Annotated in this window: 19 protein-coding genes and 1 pseudogene; 9 read left to right on the top strand and 11 right to left on the bottom strand. The window is 67.4% G+C overall.

Annotated elements, in window-relative coordinates; genetic code table 11:
* The first annotated feature begins 4 nt into the window (after positions 1 to 4).
* The 3 genes and pseudogenes from ACYP5B_RS31920 to ACYP5B_RS31910 all read left to right on the top strand — a co-directional run.
* Positions 5 to 1,579, top strand: coding sequence for an ABC transporter substrate-binding protein (locus ACYP5B_RS31920; protein WP_459572307.1), 1,575 nt, complete (start codon positions 5 to 7; stop codon positions 1,577 to 1,579).
* 12 nt (positions 1,580 to 1,591) lie between these two features.
* On the top strand, positions 1,592 to 2,890 hold the full coding sequence (locus ACYP5B_RS31915; protein ID WP_459572306.1) for an acyl-CoA thioester hydrolase/BAAT C-terminal domain-containing protein: 1,299 nt from the start codon (positions 1,592 to 1,594) through the stop codon (positions 2,888 to 2,890).
* Positions 2,891 to 3,006: 116 nt separating this feature from the next.
* Positions 3,007 to 4,055, top strand: a pseudogene (locus ACYP5B_RS31910) (CMD domain-containing protein); the annotation flags it as partial.
* A gap of 186 nt (positions 4,056 to 4,241) precedes the next feature.
* On the opposite strand, the gene ACYP5B_RS31905 reads toward ACYP5B_RS31910, so the two are convergent.
* Both ACYP5B_RS31905 and ACYP5B_RS31900 read right to left on the bottom strand, forming a co-directional pair.
* Positions 4,242 to 4,616 (bottom strand): cupin domain-containing protein, encoded by a 375-nt coding sequence (locus tag ACYP5B_RS31905; protein WP_400103695.1) that lies wholly within the window; start codon positions 4,614 to 4,616, stop codon positions 4,242 to 4,244.
* Between the two features lie 34 nt (positions 4,617 to 4,650).
* The gene (locus ACYP5B_RS31900; RefSeq protein WP_459572305.1) at positions 4,651 to 8,268 is read right to left on the bottom strand and encodes an FtsK/SpoIIIE family DNA translocase; all 3,618 of its coding nucleotides are present in this window, start codon (positions 8,266 to 8,268) and stop codon (positions 4,651 to 4,653) included.
* A gap of 275 nt (positions 8,269 to 8,543) precedes the next feature.
* On the opposite strand from ACYP5B_RS31900, the gene ACYP5B_RS31895 reads away from it, so the two are divergent.
* Positions 8,544 to 9,761, top strand: coding sequence for an EAL domain-containing response regulator (locus ACYP5B_RS31895; protein WP_400092969.1), 1,218 nt, complete (start codon positions 8,544 to 8,546; stop codon positions 9,759 to 9,761).
* Between the two features lie 30 nt (positions 9,762 to 9,791).
* Here ACYP5B_RS31895 and ACYP5B_RS31890 read toward each other — a convergent pair whose 3' ends face one another.
* Positions 9,792 to 10,205 (bottom strand): DoxX family protein, encoded by a 414-nt coding sequence (locus tag ACYP5B_RS31890; protein WP_459572304.1) that lies wholly within the window; start codon positions 10,203 to 10,205, stop codon positions 9,792 to 9,794.
* Positions 10,206 to 10,348: 143 nt separating this feature from the next.
* The gene (locus tag ACYP5B_RS31885; RefSeq protein ID WP_400092973.1) at positions 10,349 to 11,305 is read right to left on the bottom strand and encodes a LysR family transcriptional regulator; all 957 of its coding nucleotides are present in this window, start codon (positions 11,303 to 11,305) and stop codon (positions 10,349 to 10,351) included.
* A 150-nt stretch (positions 11,306 to 11,455) separates the two neighbouring features.
* Here ACYP5B_RS31885 and ACYP5B_RS31880 point away from each other — a divergent pair, with 150 nt between their 5' ends.
* Positions 11,456 to 12,058 (top strand): FMN-dependent NADH-azoreductase, encoded by a 603-nt coding sequence (locus ACYP5B_RS31880; protein ID WP_318235376.1) that lies wholly within the window; start codon positions 11,456 to 11,458, stop codon positions 12,056 to 12,058.
* Positions 12,059 to 12,392: 334 nt separating this feature from the next.
* Positions 12,393 to 13,682 carry an ergothioneine biosynthesis protein EgtB gene (gene egtB / locus ACYP5B_RS31875; RefSeq protein ID WP_318235377.1) on the top strand — a complete coding sequence of 430 codons (1,290 nt, stop codon included), beginning with the start codon at positions 12,393 to 12,395 and terminating at the stop codon, positions 13,680 to 13,682.
* Between the two features lie 77 nt (positions 13,683 to 13,759).
* On the opposite strand, the gene ACYP5B_RS31870 is transcribed toward egtB, so the two are convergent.
* The 7 genes from ACYP5B_RS31870 to mltG form a co-directional block, all read right to left on the bottom strand.
* Positions 13,760 to 14,449 carry an ankyrin repeat domain-containing protein gene (locus ACYP5B_RS31870; protein ID WP_459572303.1) on the bottom strand — a complete coding sequence of 230 codons (690 nt, stop codon included), beginning with the start codon at positions 14,447 to 14,449 and terminating at the stop codon, positions 13,760 to 13,762.
* A gap of 1 nt (position 14,450) precedes the next feature.
* Positions 14,451 to 15,245: a TatD family hydrolase gene (locus tag ACYP5B_RS31865; protein ID WP_459572302.1), complete on the bottom strand. Its 795-nt coding sequence runs from the start codon at positions 15,243 to 15,245 to the stop codon at positions 14,451 to 14,453.
* A gap of 108 nt (positions 15,246 to 15,353) precedes the next feature.
* On the bottom strand, positions 15,354 to 15,875 hold the full coding sequence (locus tag ACYP5B_RS31860) for a GNAT family N-acetyltransferase (protein WP_318235380.1): 522 nt from the start codon (positions 15,873 to 15,875) through the stop codon (positions 15,354 to 15,356).
* Between the two features lie 85 nt (positions 15,876 to 15,960).
* A complete protein-coding gene (locus tag ACYP5B_RS31855; protein ID WP_267603067.1) occupies positions 15,961 to 16,398 on the bottom strand; it encodes a PilZ domain-containing protein in 438 nt (145 codons plus the stop codon).
* Between the two features lie 64 nt (positions 16,399 to 16,462).
* Positions 16,463 to 17,470 carry a DNA polymerase III subunit delta' gene (locus ACYP5B_RS31850; RefSeq protein ID WP_459572301.1) on the bottom strand — a complete coding sequence of 336 codons (1,008 nt, stop codon included), beginning with the start codon at positions 17,468 to 17,470 and terminating at the stop codon, positions 16,463 to 16,465.
* 117 nt (positions 17,471 to 17,587) lie between these two features.
* Entirely contained in the window at positions 17,588 to 18,202 is a 615-nt protein-coding gene (gene tmk, locus ACYP5B_RS31845) for a dTMP kinase (RefSeq protein WP_400092979.1), read from the bottom strand.
* Between the two features lie 8 nt (positions 18,203 to 18,210).
* Entirely contained in the window at positions 18,211 to 19,206 is a 996-nt protein-coding gene (mltG, locus tag ACYP5B_RS31840) for an endolytic transglycosylase MltG (protein ID WP_400092980.1), read from the bottom strand.
* Positions 19,207 to 19,395: 189 nt separating this feature from the next.
* On the opposite strand from mltG, the gene ygfZ reads away from it, so the two are divergent.
* From ygfZ to ACYP5B_RS31825, 3 genes are all read left to right on the top strand, one after another.
* Entirely contained in the window at positions 19,396 to 20,391 is a 996-nt protein-coding gene (gene ygfZ / locus ACYP5B_RS31835) for a CAF17-like 4Fe-4S cluster assembly/insertion protein YgfZ (RefSeq protein ID WP_267603072.1), read from the top strand.
* Between the two features lie 31 nt (positions 20,392 to 20,422).
* Entirely contained in the window at positions 20,423 to 20,713 is a 291-nt protein-coding gene (locus ACYP5B_RS31830; protein ID WP_150990383.1) for a DUF4936 family protein, read from the top strand.
* Between the two features lie 114 nt (positions 20,714 to 20,827).
* Positions 20,828 to 21,655: an NRDE family protein gene (locus tag ACYP5B_RS31825; RefSeq protein WP_400092983.1), complete on the top strand. Its 828-nt coding sequence runs from the start codon at positions 20,828 to 20,830 to the stop codon at positions 21,653 to 21,655.
* The last annotated feature ends 5 nt before the right edge of the window (positions 21,656 to 21,660 follow it).

Here is a 21,660-nt window from a genome sequence, read left to right as displayed (position 1 = left end):
GCCCATGAAACGCCTGCTGTCCCTCTCGATCAGCGCCACCGTTGCCGCCATGCTCTGCGCCGGCGCGGCCTGCGCGCAGTCCTTGTCGATCGCCTTTGCCGATCCGCTTTCGTCGCTGGACCCGCAGCTCAATAACCACGCCGGCGACCGTTCGGTGGACCTGCATTTCTGGGACCTGCTGATCGAGAACAAGGACAACAAGCTGCAACCGGGGCTGGCCCTGTCGTGGAAGGCGCTGGACGACAAGACCTGGGAATTCAAGCTGCGCCGCGATGTGAAGTGGCAGGATGGCAAGCCCTTCGGCGCGGAGGACGTCATCTTCTCCTACCAGCGCGCGCGCAATGTGCCGGGCAGCGTGGCGTCGTACGCGGGCTACCTGCGCACCATCGAGTCGATGAACGCCAAGGACCCGTACACCCTGGTCATCAAGACCAATATCCCGAACCCGGACCTGCCGCTGAACCTGGCATCGATCCATATCGTCAGCAAGCATGTGGGCGAGAAGGCCAGCACCGAGGACTACAACAGCGGCCGTGCCGTGGTCGGCACCGGCCCGTACAAGTTCATCTCCTACACGCCAGGCGACCGCGTGATGATGGCGCGCAATGACGGCTACTGGGACGGCAAGCCGGCCTGGCAGCAGGTCAACTACCGCTATATCAACAACGGCCCGGCCCGCACCGCCGCGCTGCTGTCCGGCGACGTCGATGTGATCGACAAGGTGTCGGTCTCCGACCTGGCCAAGCTCGAGCAATCGCCCAACGTCAGCGTGTTTCCCTACGCCGGCCTGCGCGTGATGCTGCTGCAGCCGAGCTTCAAGCCCGGCCCAAATCCGTACATCACCGATAACGCCGGCAAGCCGCTCGACAAGAACCCGCTGCTGGACGTGCGCGTGCGCCGCGCGCTGTCGCTGGCCATCAACCGCCAGGCGGTGGTGGGCCGCATCCTGCAGAACACCGCCAGCGTGGCCAACCAGTGGATGCCCAAGAGCACTTTCGGCTACAACCCGGAGGTCAAGGACATTCCCTACGATCCGGAGCAGGCCAAGAAGCTGCTGGCCGAGGCCGGGTTCAAGGATGGCTTCAAGCTGACCATCCACGCGCCGAACGACCGCTATCCGCAAGGCCCCGAGACCGCGCAGGCGGTAGCCCAGTTCTGGACCCGCATCGGCGTCAAGACCCAGGTGGAAGTGGTGCCCTGGTCGGTCTACGCCGGCCGCGCCAACAAGAACGAATACGCGGTCAGCATGCTGGCCTGGGGTAACGGCACCGGCGAGGCCAGCTATGCGCTGGTCAACGTGCTGGCCACCGTGGATGCCAAGAAGGGCCTGGGCGCCTCCAACTGGGGCCACTACAGCAACCCGGCCGTGGACAAGACGCTGGACGAATCCACCGCCGAGTTCGACGTGCCCAAGCGCGAAGCCATCCTGCGCCGCTCGGTCAAGCTGGTGTCGGACGATGTAGGCGTGCTGCCGCTCTACCACTACCAGAACATCTGGGCCGCCAGGAAGGGCCTGAAGGTTGCGCCGATGACCAGCGACCGCACTGCGGCGATGATGGTCACGCGCGACGGCAAGTAAGGCGGAGCGAACATGGCACAGCTTCACATCACGCCGGCCGACGACCTGATCGACGTCGCGCGGCGGATTTCCGTATCGGGCCTGCGCCCCGGCGAAACCATCGCCATCGCCACGCGCACGCTGCGCGGCCGGGATATCCCCTGGGCCAGCGAAGCCGTGTTCGTGGCAAACGCCGCCGGCACCGTGGACCTGGAGCGCGACGCGCCGCTGTCGGGCAGCTACGCCGGCGTGAGCGCCATGGGCCTGCTGTGGTCGCAGCGCCCGGTCGACAGCGACAGCCGCGAGCAATTCCATGCCGACGCCACCCGGCCGCTCGTGACCGAGGTCACGGTGCGGGCAGGCGGCGGCGAAACAAACGGCGAACTGGTGCAGCGCCTGGCGGCTGCCGGTGTGACCCGCCGGGAAGTACGCGAGGACGGCCTGGTCGGCACGCTTTACTTGCCCGCGGGCCCCGGCCCGCATCCGGCGGTGATGGTGCTCAACGGCTCGGGCGGCGGCATCAACGAACCGCGCGCCGCGCTCTATGCCTCGCGCGGGTACGCCGCGCTGGCATTGGCGTACTTCAAGGCGCCGGGGCTATCGGACTACATCTCCAATACGCCTCTGGAATACTTCGAGCGAGGCCTGCACTGGATCCGCGAACACGTCCGGCCGGCGCACGATTTCATCGCGCTGTCGGGCCAGTCGCGCGGCGGCGAGCTTGTGCTGCTGCTGGGTGCGACCTTCCCCGAACTGGTCTCGGCGGTGATCGGCTACGTGCCCGGCGCGGTGGTGCACAGCGCGCAGAACGCCGCCGCCCCCGCCATCGGCCGCGAAGGCCCGGCCTGGCTGCACCACGGCAAGCCGCTGCCGCATGTGTGGGAGAACAACCGTACGGCAAGCTGGGCGCCCTTTGACGAAGGCCCGGCGCCGCACCGGCATGAACGCGCCATCCTGACCGCGCTGCAAGACCCCGACGCGGTGGCGCGCGCCCGCATCCGGGTCGAGGATATCCGCGGGCCGGTGATGCTGCTGTCGGGCACCGACGACGGCTCCTGGCCTTCCAGCCTGTATTCGCGCATGGTGGCGGACAAGCTGGCCGAGGCCGGGCATCCGCATGCGGTCAGGCACCTGGATTTCGAGGAGGCGGGCCATGCCATCCTCTTCCCCTACGTGCCGACCACGCAGATGGTCTATGCGCATCCGGCGTCCAGGCGCATCAGCACCACGGGCGGCACACCGGCGGCGAATGCCGTGGCGGACGAGCAATCGTGGATCGGCGTGCGCGAGTTCCTGGCGCGTGCGGTCGCCAGCCATGCCGGCCAGGCCTGAACGACCGAACAACAAAATCACTGAGTCAAGACCGAGAACCCATCATGACCCAAGCCAACCCAGCCACCGCCGACGTGGTGGACCACGCAGCCGGCCTCGCCGCCGGCTCGGCCACCCATGCACTGCGCCATCAGCGCGAGAAAGTCGCCGCCTCCACGCAAGGCAGCTATGACGCGCTGTTCGATCCCGCCCTGCCCGGCCTGCCGCTGACCGAGCGCCTGCTGGTGGCGCTCTATGCCGCGCGCCTGACACCCGCGCCGGAACTGGTTGCGCATTACAGCGCGCGCCTGGCGCAGGCCGGCGCCGATGCCGCCCTGGTCGCCGTGGCCGGGCAAGGCGATCCGGAATCGCTGGCCGATCCGCGCCTGCGCGCCATCCTCGCCTTCACCCGCACCCTGATCGAGAACCCGGTCGCCGGCGACGAAGCCGCCCTCAAGGCCCTGCCCGCCGCCGGCCTGGCCACGCCTGACGTGGTGACGCTGGCCCAGCTGATTGCATTCCTGTCCTACCAGGTGCGCCTGGTAGCCGGCCTGAAGGCCCTGAAAACCCTGCAATCCCAGGAGGCCGCGGCATGAGCGCACCCATCAAGGCAAACGGCTTCACCAACGAAGTACTTGACTGGAAGGCCTGGCTGGACGTGGTACAGGTGGACCAGGCCACGCCCGAGCAGGTCGCGGTGCTGGAAGAAAGCCATCCCAAAGCCAAGGTATCGGACTACTACCTGTTCCTGGTGCACCAGCCCGAGATCCTGCGCCAGCGCTCCACGGCCTTCAACGCCATCATGTACGCCCCCGGCGGCATGGCGCGCGCCGAGCGGGAGCTGGCCAGCACGGTGGTGTCGCGCATCAACGGCTGCGTGTACTGCGCGTCGGTGCATGCCCAGCGCTTCGAGCAACTGGCCAAGCGCAACGATGTGATCACCCAGGTCTTCGAGGACCCGCATACGGCGGGCACCACCGCGCGCGAGCAGGCGATCTCGAAGTTCTCGATCGCGCTGACCGAGCGGCCGGATGCGGTCAACGCCGACACCTTGCGCGCGCTGCGCGAGGTGGGCGTGAGCGACGCAGAGATCCTCGACCTGATTCACTCGATCGCGATCTTTGCGTGGGCGAACCGGTTGATGCTGAACCTGGGGGAGCCGGTGTTTCCGGTTGACGGGGGCTGAGGTGGTGGTAAACGCTGCCGGCTTCGGCTCGCGCCCGCCCTCTCCCCCAACCCCTCTCCCGCACGCGGGAGAGGGGAGCTAAGCCTGCGAGAGATTGAGGCTATACGCTTGCGGATCGCTCGGTTTGCTCCCCTCTCCCACGCAGTGGGAGAGGGGCCGGGGGAGAGGGCCGGCGCTCGCTTGACGCTAGCCTTCAATCTGGCTTGGAGCACTGCAATGCACCGCCAGCCAGACGGTCGGCTGTTGCGCATCGGTCCACGCCACGCGATGCCGGCAATGCGCCGGCAGATGCAGATAGTCGCCGCACGCAAGCTTGCGCGGCTCGGCCTCGCCCTCGATATGCAGGCCGGCGCTGCCGCTCACCAGCAGCACCCATTCGTCCTGCGCGCTGTCGTACCAGAAGCCCTTTGGGCTGGCCTGGCCGTTCGAGACGATGCGCTCGATCTTCAGGCCGGGCCGCTCCAGCAAGGCGTCGAAGCGCTCGGCAGTCCGGTCCACCGGCACCTGCGCCAGCAGGTTCCCCTGCGGCACAGGCGGCGGGTTGCCCTTGGCATCCATCATCGTCTCCGGTTGAGCGGCACGCCTGCCGTCAACGTCATTCGCCCGGGCCCGGCGCGAGCACGTCGCGCGCACCATTGCGGCCCATCGGCGAAACCAGTCCCGCCACTTCCATCTGCTCGATCAGGCGCGCGGCACGGTTGTAGCCGATGCGCAACTGGCGCTGCACGGCGGAAATCGACGCCCGGCGGCTGGTGAGCACGAAGGAGGCGGCTTCGTCGTACAACGGGTCGGCCTCCGCATCGCCACCGCCTTCGCCGAACAGGTCCGACGCTGCGGCCTCGCCAGGATCGCCCGCGAGGATGGCCTCGTCGTAGTCGGGCTCGCCGAACTGCTTCCAGTGCTCCACCACGCGGTGCACTTCGTCATCGGCCACAAAGGCGCCGTGAACGCGTTGCGGATAGCCGGTGCCCGGCGGCAGGAACAGCATGTCGCCCTGCCCCAGCAGGCTCTCGGCGCCCATCTGGTCAAGGATGGTGCGCGAGTCGATCTTGGACGAGACCTGGAATGCCACCCGGGTGGGGATATTGGCCTTGATCAGGCCGGTGATCACGTCCACCGACGGGCGCTGCGTGGCCAGGATCAGGTGGATGCCGGCGGCGCGGGCCTTCTGCGCCAGACGCGCGATCAGCTCTTCGATCTTCTTGCCGGCCACCATCATCAGGTCGGCCAGCTCGTCGATCACCACCACGATGAACGGCAGCGTGCGCAGCGGCTCGGGCGCATCGGGCGTGAGCGAGAACGGATTGGGCACGTGCTCGCCCGCGGCCTCGGCGGCGCGGATCTTCTGGTTGAAGCCGGCCAGGTTGCGCACGCCCAGCGCCGACATCAGGCGGTAGCGCTTTTCCATTTCGCCCACGCACCAGTTCAGCGCGTGCGCGGCCTGCTTCATGTCGGTCACCACCGGCGAGAGCAGGTGCGGGATACCTTCGTAGACCGATAGCTCCAGCATCTTGGGGTCGATCATGATCAGGCGCACATCGTCCGGCGTGGCCTTGTACAGCAAGGACAGGATCATGGCGTTGACCGCGACCGACTTGCCCGAGCCGGTGGTGCCGGCCACCAGCAAGTGCGGCGCGCGCGCAAGATCGGTCACCACCGGGTTGCCGGTGATGTCCTTGCCCATCGCCAGCACCAGATGCGAGTTATGCGCGAGGAACGACGAGGCGGCCACGATCTCGGACAGGCGGATCATCTGGCGCCGCGCGTTCGGCAGCTCCAGCCCCATGCAGGTCTTGCCGGGAATGGTCTCGACCACGCGGATGGAGGTCACGCCCAGCGCCCGCGCCAGGTCCTTCATCAGGCCCACCACCTGCGCGCCGCGCACGCCCATGGCGGGATCCACCTCGAAACGCGTGATGACCGGGCCGGCCGAGGCGCCGACCACCGACACCGGCACCTTGAACTCCGCCAGGCGCTGCGCGATCAGGTTGCCGGTTTCCTGCAACTGCTCCTCGGTCACCTGCTGGATGTCGGCCGTGGCGGTTTCCAGCAAACCTAGGTCCGGCAAGCGGTAGTCCGAAATACGGGAAGGCGGCGGCGTGACGGCAATGACTTGCGACGCCGGCACTGCGCTCGCTGCGGGTGCCGCGGATACCGCGGCGGCTACCGGCGCATCGAGCGCCACCACCTTGCCGACCACGGCCGGCAGAACGATGCGCGGCTTGGGCGCCGGCGGCGCGGCTGGCAATGTTTCGGGCAACGGGGCCGGCGCTTCTTCTACCGCGGGCTCGGGATTGGGAGCGCTGTCCTCGCTGCGGTGCTCGACCAGCAGATTGGCATCGAGAACGCCTTCGGCGATCTCTTCCGTGGTGTCTTCGGGTTCGGCCGCAGGCTCGATGTAGGAGTCGGAGTCGGCTTCGGCATCCGGAATGAATACGATGTTGGGAGCGGCGTCGGCCTCCGGAGCCGCTTGTGCTGCTACTTCAGGCTCGACTTTGGCTTCGACTTTGGCGTCCGCGGCCGGCTCGGCGGCGCCTTCCGGCTCCTGAGCGATTGCCGGTTCGTCCGCCTGGGGCGCAAGGGCAGCACCTGGCAATGCAACCGCCTCGGACTCGGCCGGGACAGCCGCCCCGGTATCCACGGCGGACGCCTCGTCAACAACTTCACCATTGGCTTCGGCTGTCACTTCCACCGGGCTTTCGATCGATGCCTCGGCCACGACCGGCGCTGCCTCCCCGCTTACCGCATCGGTGACCACATCGGTGACCACATCGGTGGCTGCCTCGGCGACAGCAACGGCGGCTTCCGGCTCAGGCTGCGCATCGGCCGCCGGAGCAGCCGGAGCAGCCGGAGCAGCCGGAGCAGCAGGCCGCGTCGACTTCCAGGCGCCGGCCAGTGCGGTCAGTTCCGCCATCAGCGCCTCGGCTTCCAGGCGGAGTTCGTCCAACGTCACGGAGGGCGTCGCGCCTTCCCCGGCGGATTCCGCGCGCGGCTGCGCAACCTGCGGGGCGTCAGCGGGTGCGGTGGCGGGTGCGGCGGGAATGGCAACATCCTCGGGGGATAGCACCGCCACAGCCTGCGGCTCGGCGGGCGCCACTGCGGGGGCTGCCTCGGCCTCCAGCACCTCGGTTTCCTGCGCCTGGCTGGCCGGCTCTTCCGCCGCCGGCCGCGCCTGCAGGGCGGCAACCTGTTCGCCTTGCTGCTTGCGCGCTACGTCATCCTGCGCAACCGGCATGACAGCCGGCGGCACCGCGGCAGCCGTCGTCACGCTCTTTGCCGCAGCGGGCTGGGCGGGTCGCGCGTTGGCTTGCGGCAGTGTCGTGATGGCCGAGCGTGCGCTCATCTGCGGCTGGCGCACGGGGCCGCTGACCACGGTCGCGCGTGCAGCCGCTGCCGGGGCAGGACTGGCGGCGCGCGCCTGCACTGCCCCCGCGGCACTGGCCGCCGCAGCCGACGCCGCGGCGGATGCCGTGCGGGCGGTTGCCGGACTGGTGGCTTGCGGCTGGCTGGGGGTGCGCAGCGGCGCCGGCCTGACGGGCGCCTTGGCTGCAGGCGGCGGAGATACGGGCGCGGGGTACTCAGGCTTGGCGGCGCCCGGCGGCCCGGCCTGCTGCAGCCAGATCTCGCCCGGCTGCGGCGGCGAATTGCGGGTGCGCGCCGGCGGCTGCCAGACCGGCTGACGCCGCGCCGATACGGCTTCGATGCCCTTGTGGCGGGGCACGTAATCGGTCGAGCCCGGCACGGCGGTATGCGTGGCGCCGAGGTGGGTGGTCTCCCAGCTGTCCGGCTCGCGCGCGGTGCGGGCGGGCGTGCGCAGGGGCGCCATGTCGGCCTCGTCCGGCTCAGGCAAGCTGGGCTTGCGCAGGAACAGGCTGCGCCAGGTTTCGCCAAACACCATTGGCGCGGCCAGGGCCAGCACGCCCAGCATCAGCAGCAGGCTGGCGCTCCAGCCAAACATGCCGGAAACCAGGGTGCCCAGCGCGCGCCCGGCGCTGCCGCCCGACGTGCTGCCCGCCATGCCGCCCTCGCCCGCCGCGCCTGTCAGCGCTTCGAGCGAGGCGCTTGCACACAGCACGATCAACGTGCCCAGCCATACCCGCAGCGTGCCGCGTCCACTGAAGAACCGGCGCTCGCCGGCGAGCAGGCGCGCCACCTGGCGCCACACCAGCGGCACAAGCCACAAGGTCGAAAATCCGAACCAGCCAAAACCCATTATCGAAACGCCATCATCAAATACCTCGGGCGACGATTGTAGCGGGTCTGGGCGCGGCGTTTCCGCCCAAGATGGCACGCGCAACGGAATATCGCCTGTTTTCCAGCACCAGGCGCCCTTCCCCGCCACGCGAACCACGCGCGCTGGCGTCGGCATCCGCCCGTACGATGGCGTGCCCGCGGCGCGGCATGTGCGCTAATATGGACGAAGCCTGCCTCGAATCCACTCGGCCGTTCTCATCGGCCGATTTCCATCGCCCCAATCCCGAGCCAACCATGCAGACGCGCTACGCCGGACTGTCCGCCCTGGTGGTCGATGACCACCCGTTCCAGTTGCTGGCGGCGGAACAGTTGCTGACCCAGCTGGGCGTGAGCGACGTGCATTGCGCCGCCGACGGCCGCATCGCGCTGGACCTGCTGGCCGCGCGCAAGGTCGACCTCGTGCTCTGCGATATCGAGATGCCGGGGCTCAACGGGCCCGGCATGATGGACGAGCTGACCCGGCGCAAGGACCACGCCTTCGCCGGCGCCCAGCCCCTGTGGGTATGGGTGTCCGCGCTGCAGGACGACATCATCGATTCCCACGTGAGCCTGGCCGATTCAGTTGGGCTCGCCCATGTGCGCGCGGTGCGCAAGCCGATCTCGGCGGTGGTGCTGGAAGAAATCCTGCAGGATGCGCTGGAGCGCGACCTCACCGCCGAAGCCCCGGCTGCCGCGCCAAGCCAGCCGGACGACCGCGACCTGCTGGCAGCGATGCAGACGCCCGGCGCCATTTTCATCATGCTGCAACCGCAGTTCAGGATCAGCACCGGCGCACTGGCCGGCGCGGAAGCGCTTTGCCGCTGGCGCCATCCGACCATGGGGCTGATCCGGCCCGACCTCTTCATCCCGAGGCTCGAGGCGCTGGGCGAGGCCGATGCCATCTTCCAGCTGGCGGGCCAGCAATGCCTTTCGGTGCAGCGCCAGTTGCTGGCGCGCGGCGTGCGCATCCCGCTGAGCATCAATGCTTCCGCGCAGACGCTGTGCCGGCCCGGCGTGCTCGACGCCTTCGACGCCATGGTGGAAGCCAGCGGCATGCCGCGCCAGTTGCTGAATATCGAATTGACCGAGGGCTACCCGGTAAACGACACCCGTGCCCTATCGATTGCGCTGAACCGCCTGCGCCTGCTTGGCTACGGCGTGGCCATCGACGATTTCGGGATCGGCATCGCCACCCTCAAGCTGCTGGCGGACCTGCCCTTCACCCAGATCAAGCTCGACCGCTCGTTCGTGGTGGCGGTGCCGGGCAACAGCCAGCGCGCGGCGATCTGCCGCAACGTCATCAACCTCGCGCGCGACCTCAAGCTGGAATGCGTGGCCGAGGGCATTGAAACCCCCGCGCAGCGCGACGCGCTGCAAGCCCTGGGCTGCGACCTTGGCCAGGGTTACCTGTGGTCCCCCGCCCTGCCGCCCGACATGTTCGTGGCCGAAACGCTGGGCCGCTGGACGCCCTGAGGGCGCCCCGCAGCGCTGCGGGCAGCTACGCTAGTTCCACTTGCCGCTGATGCCGCCTACGCTCAGGCGCCCCGCGCCCAGCAGCGCGACCGCGATGGCGCCGCCCAGGAACATCGCTTGCAGCTCCAGCGCCCAGCCACCGGTGTCCGCCAGCATGGCTAGCTGCTTCATATGCACCAGGCCCACCGCCACCAGCATATTGACGACCACGATCAGCGCGGCGACCCGGGCCCACAAGCCGAGGATCAGCAGGACCGGCGCCACCACCTCGCCGATGTAGACACCATAGGCCAGCGCCGGAGGCAGTCCGGCCTGCGTCACCACCTGCGTCACGAACCCCGGCCCGGCGATGAGCTTGGAGATCCCGTGCAGCAGGACCAGCACGCCAAGCACGATCCGCAATACCGCCTTGCCCAGGTCCTGCGATGGCTGAGAACCACTCATGGTCGTCACTCCTTGTCCGGATCAGAAAACGAAAGCGCGAATGTGCCGCCTGGAGCCGAAGCGCCTCTGGCTCCACGCGCGACATGCATATTTACCTTAGTGCGCCGCGCCGTGAAGGTAAAGGCACAAGTTGCGCGCACGTCTCAGATCTGGCCGATGGGCCGGTGCATGCCCGGCTGGCGCAGCGGCTGCATGCCCGCCTTCCAAGCCGTTTCGGGCAGGATGTCGGCAAGGAAATCCAGGAAGCGCCGCAGCGCCGGCGGCATGCCCTTGCGCGAGGGAAAGACCGCGTGCAGCGTCCCGACCGGCATGATCCACTGCGGCAGCAGCACCTCCAGCTCCCCGGTCTCGATGGCATCGCGGCAGAACATGCGCGGCAGCATCGCCACGCCCACGCCCGCGATGGCCGCCGCGCGCAGCAAGGCGAATTCGTCGGTGACCAGGCGCGGGTCGTAGGGCACGTAGATCGATTGCCCGGTATTGCAGGTCAGCGTCCAGACATGCTTGCCGTCGTGCGGCTTCTGGTTGACGCCGGGCATGCCGTCCAGCGCCTCGGGCGTGCGCGGGCGGCCGATGCTGTCCAGCAACGCCGGGCTGGCTACCAGCATGAGCGGGCTCTCGCCGTAGGTGCGCACCACCAGCGACGAGTCGTCCATCACCTCGCGCACCCGCAGCGCCAGGTCGAAGCCTTCGGCGATCACGTCCACGCGGCGGTTGGTGGCTTCCAGTTCGATGCGCACACCGGGGTTGGCCTGCATGAAATGCCCGATGGCGGGCGCCAGCAGGTTCTGGGCAATCGCCACGGGACAACTCACGCGCAGGGTGCCTCCGGGTTGGTCACGAGCCTGCTCGATCACTTCACGCGCCGCTTCCGCCTCCGCCAGCATGGCGCGGCAGCGCTCGTAGTAGGCCTCGCCGATGGGCGTCACGCGCACCTGCCGGGTGGTCCGGCGCAACAATTGCACCCCCAGGTCGCGCTCCAGCTGGGCAATGCGCCGGCTTAGCCGTGACTTCGGCACGCCACTGGCACGGCTCGCGGCCGAGAAACTGCCGTGCTGGACCACCTGGGCAAACAGCGAAAGGTCGTTCAGGTCTTGCATGGGTCATCCTTGGGGAAAGGAGCGCGCCAGGGTAGCAGCTCGGCTTGCGTTCTGCCCCTGGAACAATAAGTTCTATTTTGCCCCACTACCGGCATCAATGGCAGACCGCTATCTTTCATTCATCCAACCCGAACCCCAGTGGAGATGAACATGAAGATCTTGCAAATCGACTCGAGCGTACTTGGCGGCCATTCCGCTTCCCGTAGCCTGACCGCCAAGGTGGTTGCCGACCTGCGCGCCAAGCACCCTGAAGCCACCCTGACCGTGCGCGACCTGGACCAGGACGCACCGGCGCACCTGTCCGGCGCGCTGCTGCCCGTGCTGGGCGGCCCGAAGGACGGCCTCAACGCCGTGCAGGAGAGCGAGCTGCAACGCACCGAAGCCTTCCTCAAGGAATTCCTCGAAGCCGATGTGCTGGTCGTCGGTGTGCCGCAATACAACTTCGGCATCCCCAGCCAGCTCAAGTCCTGGATCGACCGCATCGCCCAGGCTGGCCGCACCTTCAAGTACACCGAGACCGGCCCGGTCGGCCTGGCCGGCGGCAAGCGCGTGATCGTGGTTTCGTCGCGCGGCGGCGTGCGCCAGGACGCCAACGCCCTGGACCTGCATGAACAGACCGTGGACGTGGTGTTCCGCTTCCTGGGCATGACCGACATCACGTACGTGCGCGCCCACGGCCTGGCAATGGGCCCCGAAGCCCGCGAAGCCAGCCTGGTCGCCGCCAACGGCGCCGTGGCAGCCCTGGCAGCCTGATCGCGGCGCGGCGGCCTCGCGCCGCACCGCCGAAGCGCAAAACGTCCGCCCGCAGTCATGCCGGCGGGCGTTTTGCGCTTGAGCCCGCGTGTCTTGCAGCGCCGCGCCCTGCTACGGATTCTTGTAGGCGCGAGCCTGCTATGCCCACCGCGCGATCGGGTCTATGATGGTTCCGAACGCCTTAGCGGTTTCGGTGCATGTCCATCCAGGGGGAAGCCCGCGCGGCCTTGTTGTGCAGGCCTGGGTCGGAACCTGTCCGCAATCCACACGCCACGGCCAGCCGCAGCCCAAAGCGGCATCCGCGGCAGATGCATAGTCCGATCCGGGAGCCCGCATGTCCTCTGCCCTGCTGCCTGCCAGCGCCGTACATCCGCCGCACGAGCCAGCCCTGCTGTCCAAGTACCGCCACGTACGCGCGGCCACCGAGGCCATGGTCGCCGACATCACCGACGCCGACGCCACGGTGCAGTCCATGGACGACGCCAGCCCCGCCAAATGGCATCTGGCGCATACCACCTGGTTCTTCGAGGAGTTCGTGCTGACGGCGCGTATCCCGGACTACGAGCCGCTGGATCCGCAGTATCGCTACCTGTTCAACTCCTACTACGAATCCGTCGGCGCCCGCCACCCGCGGCCACGCCGCGGCCTGCTGTCGCGGCCGTCGCTCGACGAGATCCTGGCTTACCGCGAGGCCGTCGACGAAACCATGCTGGGGCTGCTGACCAGCGCGCAGACCGATGCCGAGGCGGCGCTGATCGAGCTTGGCCTGAACCACGAGCAACAGCACCAGGAGCTGCTGCTGACCGACATCCTGCATCTGTTCGCACAAAACCCGCTGAAGCCGGCCTTCGCGCCGGAGCTGCTGGCGCCCGTGATCGCCGATCCGCGCCCGGCTGCGGAATGGATCCGCTTTGCCGGCGGCGTGGTCGCCATCGGCCATGACCGCGACGGCTTTGCCTTCGATTGCGAAGGCCCGCGCCACAACGTGCTGCTGCAGCCGTACCAGCTGTGCTCGCACCCGGTCAGCAACCACCAGTGGTTCGAATTTATCGAGGATGGCGCCTACCGTACCGCCGGGCTATGGCTGTCGGATGGATGGCGCTGGGTGTGCGAACAGGGCATCGAGGCGCCGCTGTACTGGGAGGAGCGCGAAGGCACCTGGTGGCAAATGAGCCTGCGCGGCATGCAGCCGGTGGATCCGGACAGCCCGGTCACGCATATCAGCTTCTATGAGGCCGATGCCTTTGCCCGCTGGGCCGAGCGCCGCCTGCCCACCGAGGCGGAATGGGAGCACGCCGTGCGCAACCTGCCGGCTACCGGGAATTTTGTCGAGGGACGCGTGCTTCGGCCCCTGCCCGATCGCCAGAATACGTCCGGCGTGTTGCGGCAGATGTTTGGCGACGTGTGGGAATGGACTGCCAGCCCCTTCCAGCCCTACCCGGGCTTCCGGCCTAGCGCCGGCGCCGTGGGGGAATACAACGGCAAGTTCATGTGCAGCCAGATGGTGCTGCGCGGCGGTTCCTGCGTCACGCCGGAATCGCATATCCGCGCCAGCTACCGCAATTTCTTCTACCCACACCAGCGCTGGCAGTTCACCGGCGTGCGTCTGGCCGACGACGCTTGAAAGCCTGAACGCGTGGGCGCTTGGGCAAGAACCAAGCAAAAACGCGCCGGGTTTTAGCCCGGCGCGTTCTCTTTATCTCAGTTCCAGCCCTTTTGCGGAGGCTGCGAGCTTAACGGCGTCTGCGGATACAGCTTCTGCCAGCGCGACCTCAGTCCGTCCGCGATCTCCTTCTGGTGATAGCGCTCGGCAAAGTCGATCACGGTCATGCCCTGCTGGTTCTTCAGCCGCATGTCGGCGCCTTCTTCAAGCAGCAGCTTGACCGTCTCGATATGCCCGCCGCGCGCCGCCATCATCAGCGGCGTGCTGCCGTTGGGGCTTTCCGCGTCGATATAGGCAGCATGGTCGACCAGGAACTTGACGATCTCATTGTTGCCGTTGGTCGCCGCGTAATGCAGCGGCGTCCAGCCGGTCTTGTTGATCTCGACCTCCATCTGGTCGACCATCAGCTTGACCAGGCCCAGCTCGTTCTGCAGGCTGGCCATCATCAGCGGTGTCTCGCCGGCCGCATTGGCCTTGTCGAAATCGATGTCCTTCGCGCGGATCAGCGCCTCCGCCACCTTCAGCGACTTCTCGCGCAACGCCACCACCAGCATGGGATTGCCCTTGGCATCCACCAGGTTGGGATTGACCCCGCGCGCCAGCATCTTCTGGGCGGCCTTGACGTCATCGAACTCCACCGCATGGCGCATATCGTCGACAGGCGTGGCCCAGGCCATGGTGCCTGCCAGCATGGCGGCGACAGCGGCGAGGTGTCGGACAGATTTCATGTTAAGCATGAGATTTCCTATCTATATGCTTGAAAAGACGGAAGAAATTATCCGATGTACGTTCCGCCAGTTCCTCAACCGGGATGCCGCGCAGGTTGGCGATGAACTCGCCCACGTGGCGCACCCAGGCCGGCTGGTTGGTCTTGCCGCGGTATGGCACGGGCGCCAGGTACGGCGAATCGGTCTCGATCAACATGCGGTCCAGCGGAATCTTGCGCGCGGTTTCCTGCAACTCCACCGCGTTCTTGAAGGTGACGATGCCGGAGAACGAGATGTGGAAACCCTGATCCAGCGATTGCCGGGCGACCTCCCAGTTCTCGGTGAAACAATGCATCACCCCGCCGGCTTCGCCCGCGCTTTCCTCGCGCATCACGCGCAGGGTGTCTTCGGCAGACGAACGGGTATGGATGATCAGGGGCTTGCCAGTCTGCCGCGCGGCGCGGATATGGGTGCGGAAACGCTCCCGCTGCCACTCCATGTCGGCGATGCTGCGGCCTTCGAGACGGTAATAGTCGAGCCCGGTCTCGCCGGTGCCGACCACCCGCGGATGCGCCGACAGCGCCAGCAGGCGCTCCAGCGTGGGCTCCTCGCCCTCCTCGTAGTCGGGATGCACGCCGACGGTGGCATACAGGTGCGGATGCTGCTCGGCGAGTGCCAGCACGCGCGGGAAGTCTTCCAGCGTGACCGAGATGCACAGGGCATGCGTCACCTGGTTGGCGCGCATGTTCTCCAGCAATTCGGGCAGGCGCTCGGCCAGTTCGGGGAAATCTAGATGGCAGTGGGAATCGACAAACATGGGGGCGGTTTCCGGAGAGAGACGCCGCCGCGGGGGGGCGCCACCCGCCATTGTATATGGTCGTGCCAGCGCGCCAGCCGCATGGCCGCGCCTGGCTCGCGTGCGGTCCTACTCAGCCGGCTTCGTCAGATGCCGGCCAAGGATGATCAGGTCGCGCTCGACCCCATCGAGCACGGCCACGCGCGGCAGGTTGCCCCAGCGCTCGAAGCCGAGCGAGGCGAACAGGGCCAGGCTGGGCGCGTTATGGCCAAAGACGAAGCCCAGCAACGTATTGACCCCGATCTGCGGCGCATGCGCGATGGCCTGCTGCAGCAGGTAGCGCCCCAGGCCCTGCCCGCGGCGGGTGGCGTCCAGGTAGATCGAGACTTCGGCGGTGGCGCCGTAGGCCGGGCGTCCGTAGAAGTCGGAAAAACTGAGCCACCCGGCCATGCGCCCTTCACCGTCCTCGGCCACCCACAAGGGACGTCGCTCCGGCTGATGCTCGTCGAACCAGGCCTGGCGCGATTCCACCGCCACGGGCTCGGTGTCCGCCGTGACCATGCGCGAAGCGACGGTGCTGTTGTAGATGGCGACGATGTTGGCCAGGTCGCGCTGCAGCGCGGGACGGACGGTAAAGGCGGTATCACGCATTGTTGAATTTCTTCTAGGACAGACTAAACAAGTCTTGGTAAAAAACCAGCTACATCAATGACTTAAAACACAGAGCCAAGGTCAGCTATAACGTCTGGCTGGGCCGACCGGACTCAATGGTCTTGCCCAGGATCTCTTCCACCGCGCGGCGCAGGTTGCGGCCGTTGTCGTCATCCGGCAGGTGAATCCCGATGCCGGGCGTCTTGTTGGGCGTGCCAACCGGGGTAATCCATGCCACCTGGCCGGCGATCTGGTACTTCTGCGGCCGGTCCAGCAGCGAGAGCACCAGGAAGACCTGCTCGCCCAGCCGAAAGGGCCGGTTGCTCGGGACAAAGATCCCGCCGCGATGCAGGAAAGGCATGTAGGCCGCGTAGAGGCCCGCCTGGTCCTTGATCGACAACGAAAGCACGTTGGGCCGGGAAGCTGCGCCCGGGACCGTCGGTGCCCCGATGCCGCCGGCGGCGGCCAAGCCTGCGGCCCCGGGAACGCTGGCGCCCCGTGCCCCTGTCACGTCTGTGTTCATCACTGACCCCTTGTTACTGACTTTTGGCCTTCAGGCCATATTGGACTTGTTCAACGAATTCGACTTACTGAAACAACTGCCGGTATTCCAGAAACACGGACTCCATCACCAGGCGAGCCGCCAGCGGATGGTTCTCGCTGCGGCGGTGGCCCACCAGCCGCGTAGAGAACGCCTGCAACCGGTGTGCATCCGTAGCCTGTGCGCAACGCACCAGGGCAGCCTGCTCGCGCGGAAAATAACGCGGCCCTGGGGTTGCGGCCAAGCGGGCCGACAGCAGATCGTACGTCCAGCGCTGCAGGATGCCAAGCACCGACGGTACCGGCAGCTTCTGCACCTGCTCGGCCGCCGCCAGCGCATCGAAGCCGGCGCCCGCGCCAAGCTGGCTCACCAGCCAGCGCTGCATCGGCTGCTCCTCGGCCTCGGCGGCATGCAGCGCGGTCAGCGGCGAGCCGCCGGCCAGCGCCAGCTGCGCCTCGGCATCCCCCACGCCCTGGCTGCTCAGCCAGCGCATGGCAGCGTCGGCCGTAGGCCGTTGTACGGAAAACTGGCGGCAGCGCGACAGGATGGTGGGCAGCACGCGGTCCAGCCGGTCGGTCACCAGCAGGAACACGGTGGACGGCGGCGGCTCCTCCAGCGTCTTGAGCAAGGCGTTGGCGCCTTCATGCTGCAAGGCGTCGAGCGGATAGACCACCACCAGGCGCCGCCCGGCGCGGTGCGTGCCGATGCCGACCGTTTCGATCAGGGCCCGCACCTGCTCCATGCGGATAACCTTGCTGGGCGCTTTCTTCTTGCCGCTTTCATCCGTCTCCGCGTCGCCCGCCGCCTCCATGGCCTCCGGGCGCACCACGCTGAAGTCCGGATGGTTGCCCTGGCTGAACCAGTGGCAAGCGGAGCATGTGCCACAAGGCTGGCCATCGGGGCGCGGCGTCTCGCACAGCAGCCCCTGGGCAAAATGCAGCGCCAGGTCGCGCTTGCCGATGCCTTGCTGGCCGTGAATGAGCAAGGCATGCGGGAGCCGCTCGCGCAGCGCGTTCAGCCGTTGCCAGTCTTCTTTCTGCCAGGGATAAAGCATGCGGATCAGTGAGTTAGGGTTGAAACTTGGTGTGACTACGCAGGTAGCGCGAGCGACAGGTGACGGCGGGTTCGGCCAGCCCCACCATGATCACGATTCTCGAATAATGCTGCCAATTCAAAGTGTTGCAAGGATTTTCTCAAGCTCTACCTGAATCTCGGGAATGCTCCTGGTGGCGTCGATGACCCGGAAACGCTGCGGGGACTCCGCCGCGCGGCGCAGGTACTCCTGCCGCGTGCGCTCGAAGAAGGCGCGCGATTCGGCCTCGAACTTGTCGGGCTCGCGGGCGCCGGCCAGGCGCGCGCTGGCGGTTTCCAGCGGCACGTCGAACAGCAGCGTGAGATCGGGCTGCAGGCCATCCTGCACCCAGGTTTCCAGCACTTCGAGCCGTGCGCGCGGCAGGCCCCGGCCACCGCCCTGGTAGGCAAAGGTGGCATCGGTGAAGCGGTCGGAAACCACCCAGTCGCCGCGCGTCAGAGCGGGTTCGATGACCTCGGCAATATGTTCGCGGCGGGCGGCGAACATCAGCAAGGCCTCTGTTTCAAGGTGCATCTTGCGATGCAGCAGCAACTGCCGCAGATCCTCGCCAAGCGGGGTGCCGCCGGGCTCGCGGGTGGTGACCACGGGTGCGATGCCCGCCAGGCGGGCGCGCAGGCGCTCCGCCACCCATTCCACGTGGGTGCTCTTGCCGGCACCGTCGATGCCTTCGAATGTGATGAATTTTCCGCGCATGGGGAGACTTATTTACCGCGCTGGTATTTATCTACCGCGCGATTGTGTTCGGGAAGCGAGTTGGAGAAATGGCTGCTGCCGTCGCCGCGCGCCACGAAATACAGTGCGTCGGACGGGGCCGGCGCGGTGGCGGCGGCCAGCGAGGCCAGCCCGGGCAATGCGATCGGGGTGGGCGGCAGGCCGTTGCGTGTGTAGGTATTGTAAGGGGTGTCGGCCTGCAGGTCGCGCTTGCGGATATTGCCCTCGAACGCTTCACCCATGCCGTAGATCACCGTGGGATCGGTCTGCAGCATCATGCCCTTCTTGAGCCGGTTGACGAACACGGCGGCAATCAGCGCTCGCTCGGCCTGCTGGCCGGTTTCCTTCTCCACGATCGAGGCCATGATCAGCGCATCATAAGGCGACTTGTACGGCAGGTCGGGCGCCCTGGCGTTCCAGGCGTCCGTCAGCCGGCGCTGCATGGCGCGATAGGCATGCTTGTACAGTTCGAGATCGCTGCTGCCACGGGCGAACAGGTAGGTGTCGGGGAAGAACAGGCCCTCCGGCCCCGGCTCGGGCGCGCCGATGGCCTTCATCAATTCCGCGTCCGACAGGCTGCGGCTATCGTGCTTGAGCGCCGGGTGCGCATCCACGGCGGCGCGCATCTTGCGGAATTCCCAGCCTTCGATGACGGTCAGCACATAGTGGTTGACCTCGCCCCGGGCGATCTTGCCGATCACCGACAGCGGCGTAGCGCTATTGTCGAACTCGTAGCCGCCAGCCTTGAGGTCGGCGCCGTGGCCGGTAAGCCGCACCAGCAGCGCAAACAGGCGAGGGTCCATCTGCACACCGCCGCGCTGGATCTGGCGGCCAACGCTGGCCACGCTGGAGTTGGGCTTGATCACCACCTCGATGGGCGAGGCAGTCAGCGTGAGTGGACGATTGGCCCACCAGGCAAAGGCGCCGGCGGCGGCAATCGTAAAAATCACGGCGACCAGCACCAGCCGCAGGAAAAGACGTTTCATGTAAAAGAGAGAGTAGCGGCGCACAATGCACCGCGGCAAAGCCGGGCTCACCCAGTGTTGACCAGGGGCATCCCGGCTGAAATGGCGACAGCCTCATATAATACCGGGAGCCTTGCACCTTTAGCCGCTTGTAGCTCCTTGCACTTTCCATCCGGCGCATCCGTGCGCCCCTTGCTTGCGATACCTGCCATGAATGCCCCTGCCCCAGACCGTGCCACCCAGTTCGAAGCCGTGCGTCAAAGCGGAGTCGTCTGCCGCCCCGCGCACCTGGGCCTGATCCGGGTTGCCGGCGAAGACGCTGGCAGTTTCCTGCATACCCAGCTGACCAATGCCGTGGACGACCTGGCCGCCGGCACCGCCCGCCTGGCCGGCTACTGCTCGCCCAAGGGCCGGCTGCTGGCCAGCTTCCTCATATGGCGTGACGAGGAAGGCATCGTCCTGCAGCTGTCCGCCGACCTGCAGCCCGCTATCCAGAAGCGCTTGTCGATGTTCGTGCTGCGCGCCAAGGCCAAGCTGTCCGATCTCACGCCGGCCCGCGCCGTGCTGGGCGTGGCGGGCGCCAGTGGCGCTGCCGCCCTGCAGGCGGCAGGCCTGCCCGCCCCGGCCGAGCCCTGGGACAGCGCCGCGGCTGCCAGCGCCACCGTGATCCGGCTGCCCGACGGCGCCGGCCTGCCGCGCTGGCAGGTGGTGCTGCCGGCCGAACAGGCCGACGAAGTCCAGGCTGCGCTGTCGGCACAACTAGTGCCGGTGGATGCCGTGGTGTGGGACTGGCTGGAAGTACAGGCCGGCGTGCCGCGCATCGCCGTTGCCACGCAGGAGCAGTTCGTGCCACAGATGATCAACCTGGAGCTGGTCGGCGGCGTGAGCTTTCGCAAGGGCTGCTATCCGGGCCAGGAAATCGTCGCGCGCAGCCAGTACCGCGGCACGCTCAAGCGCCGCATGTGGCTGATCCACGGCGAAGGCGAGGTGCCGGCCGCGGCCACCGAGATCTTCCGCCCCGAGGATCCTGAGCAGCCCTGCGGCATGTTGGTCAATGCCGCCGCCGCGCCGCAAGGCGGCTGGGACGGCCTGGCCGAACTGAAGATCGATGCGGCGGGTGGCGCCCTGCACCTGGGCAGCGCTACCGGCAGCCCGGTGCGCGTGGGCGAGCTGCCCTACGCGGTCCCGTTCGGCGACGCCGCCTGAATCCCTGGCAATAGCCATACTGGGAATAGCCATGAGCGACCATCTTTACGTCTATTTCCGGGTACCGGAAGCCCGTGCCGATGAGGCCATTGCGCACTGGCACCGCTGGATGGAGACCGTTGCCGAAGCGAGCGGAATTGGTGGTACGCTCTTACGCAGGCCCGAGGCGCGCGACGGCATGCAGACCTGGATGGAAGCCTACGCCGATGTGCCGCCAGCCTTCGACCAGTTGCTCGATGGGCTTTGGCGGCAGAGCGGGCTGCAGCAGTGGATCAGCGGCGAGCGGCAGGTGGAGCGTTTTGTCGATATCGACCAGCTCTGATGGTGGCCGTGGAACGGCCCCGCCGCAGTGGTCCCCGAATGACGAAACCGACGATCGAATCGCAGACAATGCAGTGAATGTGGCAACCGCAGTGAATGCAGCAAAGGAAGCGCTATGTGCTTGATTCTGGTGGCCTGGCAATCGCACCCGGACTATGCCCTGGTGGTGGCCGGCAACCGCGACGAGTTCTACGCCCGCCCGGCGTCGCCCGTGCATTGGTGGGAAGACGCCCCCCAGGTGCTGGCCGGCCGCGACCTGGCGGAAGTGATCGGAGAGCCGGGCACCTGGATGGGCCTGGCCGGCGACGGCCGCTTTGCTGCCCTGACCAACTACCGCGCCCCTTCCGAAAAACGCACCGATGCCCGCTCGCGCGGCGAGCTGGTGGCCGGGTTCCTGCGTGGCGACAGCGACCCCCAATCCTATCTGTCCGGGCTGACGCCCCGTAGCGGCGTCTACAACGGATTCAACCTGCTGGCGTGTGACCTGCGCGAGCTCTGGTGGTACAGCAACCGTGGCGCATCGCCCTATCCGCAGCGCCTCAAGCCCGGCATCTACGGCCTGTCCAACGCCTTGCTGGATACGCCATGGCCCAAGGTGCGCAGCCGCGTCGGCGCGCTCGCCGAGACCCTGGCCGCCGATACCGGCTTGGCCGGCGCCAGCATCGAGCCCTATCTGGACCTGCTGGCCAACGATCGCCAGGCCTTGGATTGCGAACTCCCGCGCACGGGGGTGACCCCGGAGTGGGAGAAGCTGCTGTCCTCCGCCTTCATCCGCTCGCCCAGCTATGGCACCCGCGCCAGCACCGTGCTCCGCGTGCGCCATGATGGCCGCTTCGAGCTCAGCGAACGCAGCTTCGACGCCAACGGCCGCACCGGCGAGGTGTCCTACCGCGGCCACCTGCGGGTGGCGCGCGACGCCGGCTCGATCCCCACGCCGCGCTAGGGAGG

Source organism: Cupriavidus sp. 8B (genome assembly GCF_054589115.1).
This window is presented reverse-complemented; position numbering and strand designations above follow the sequence as displayed.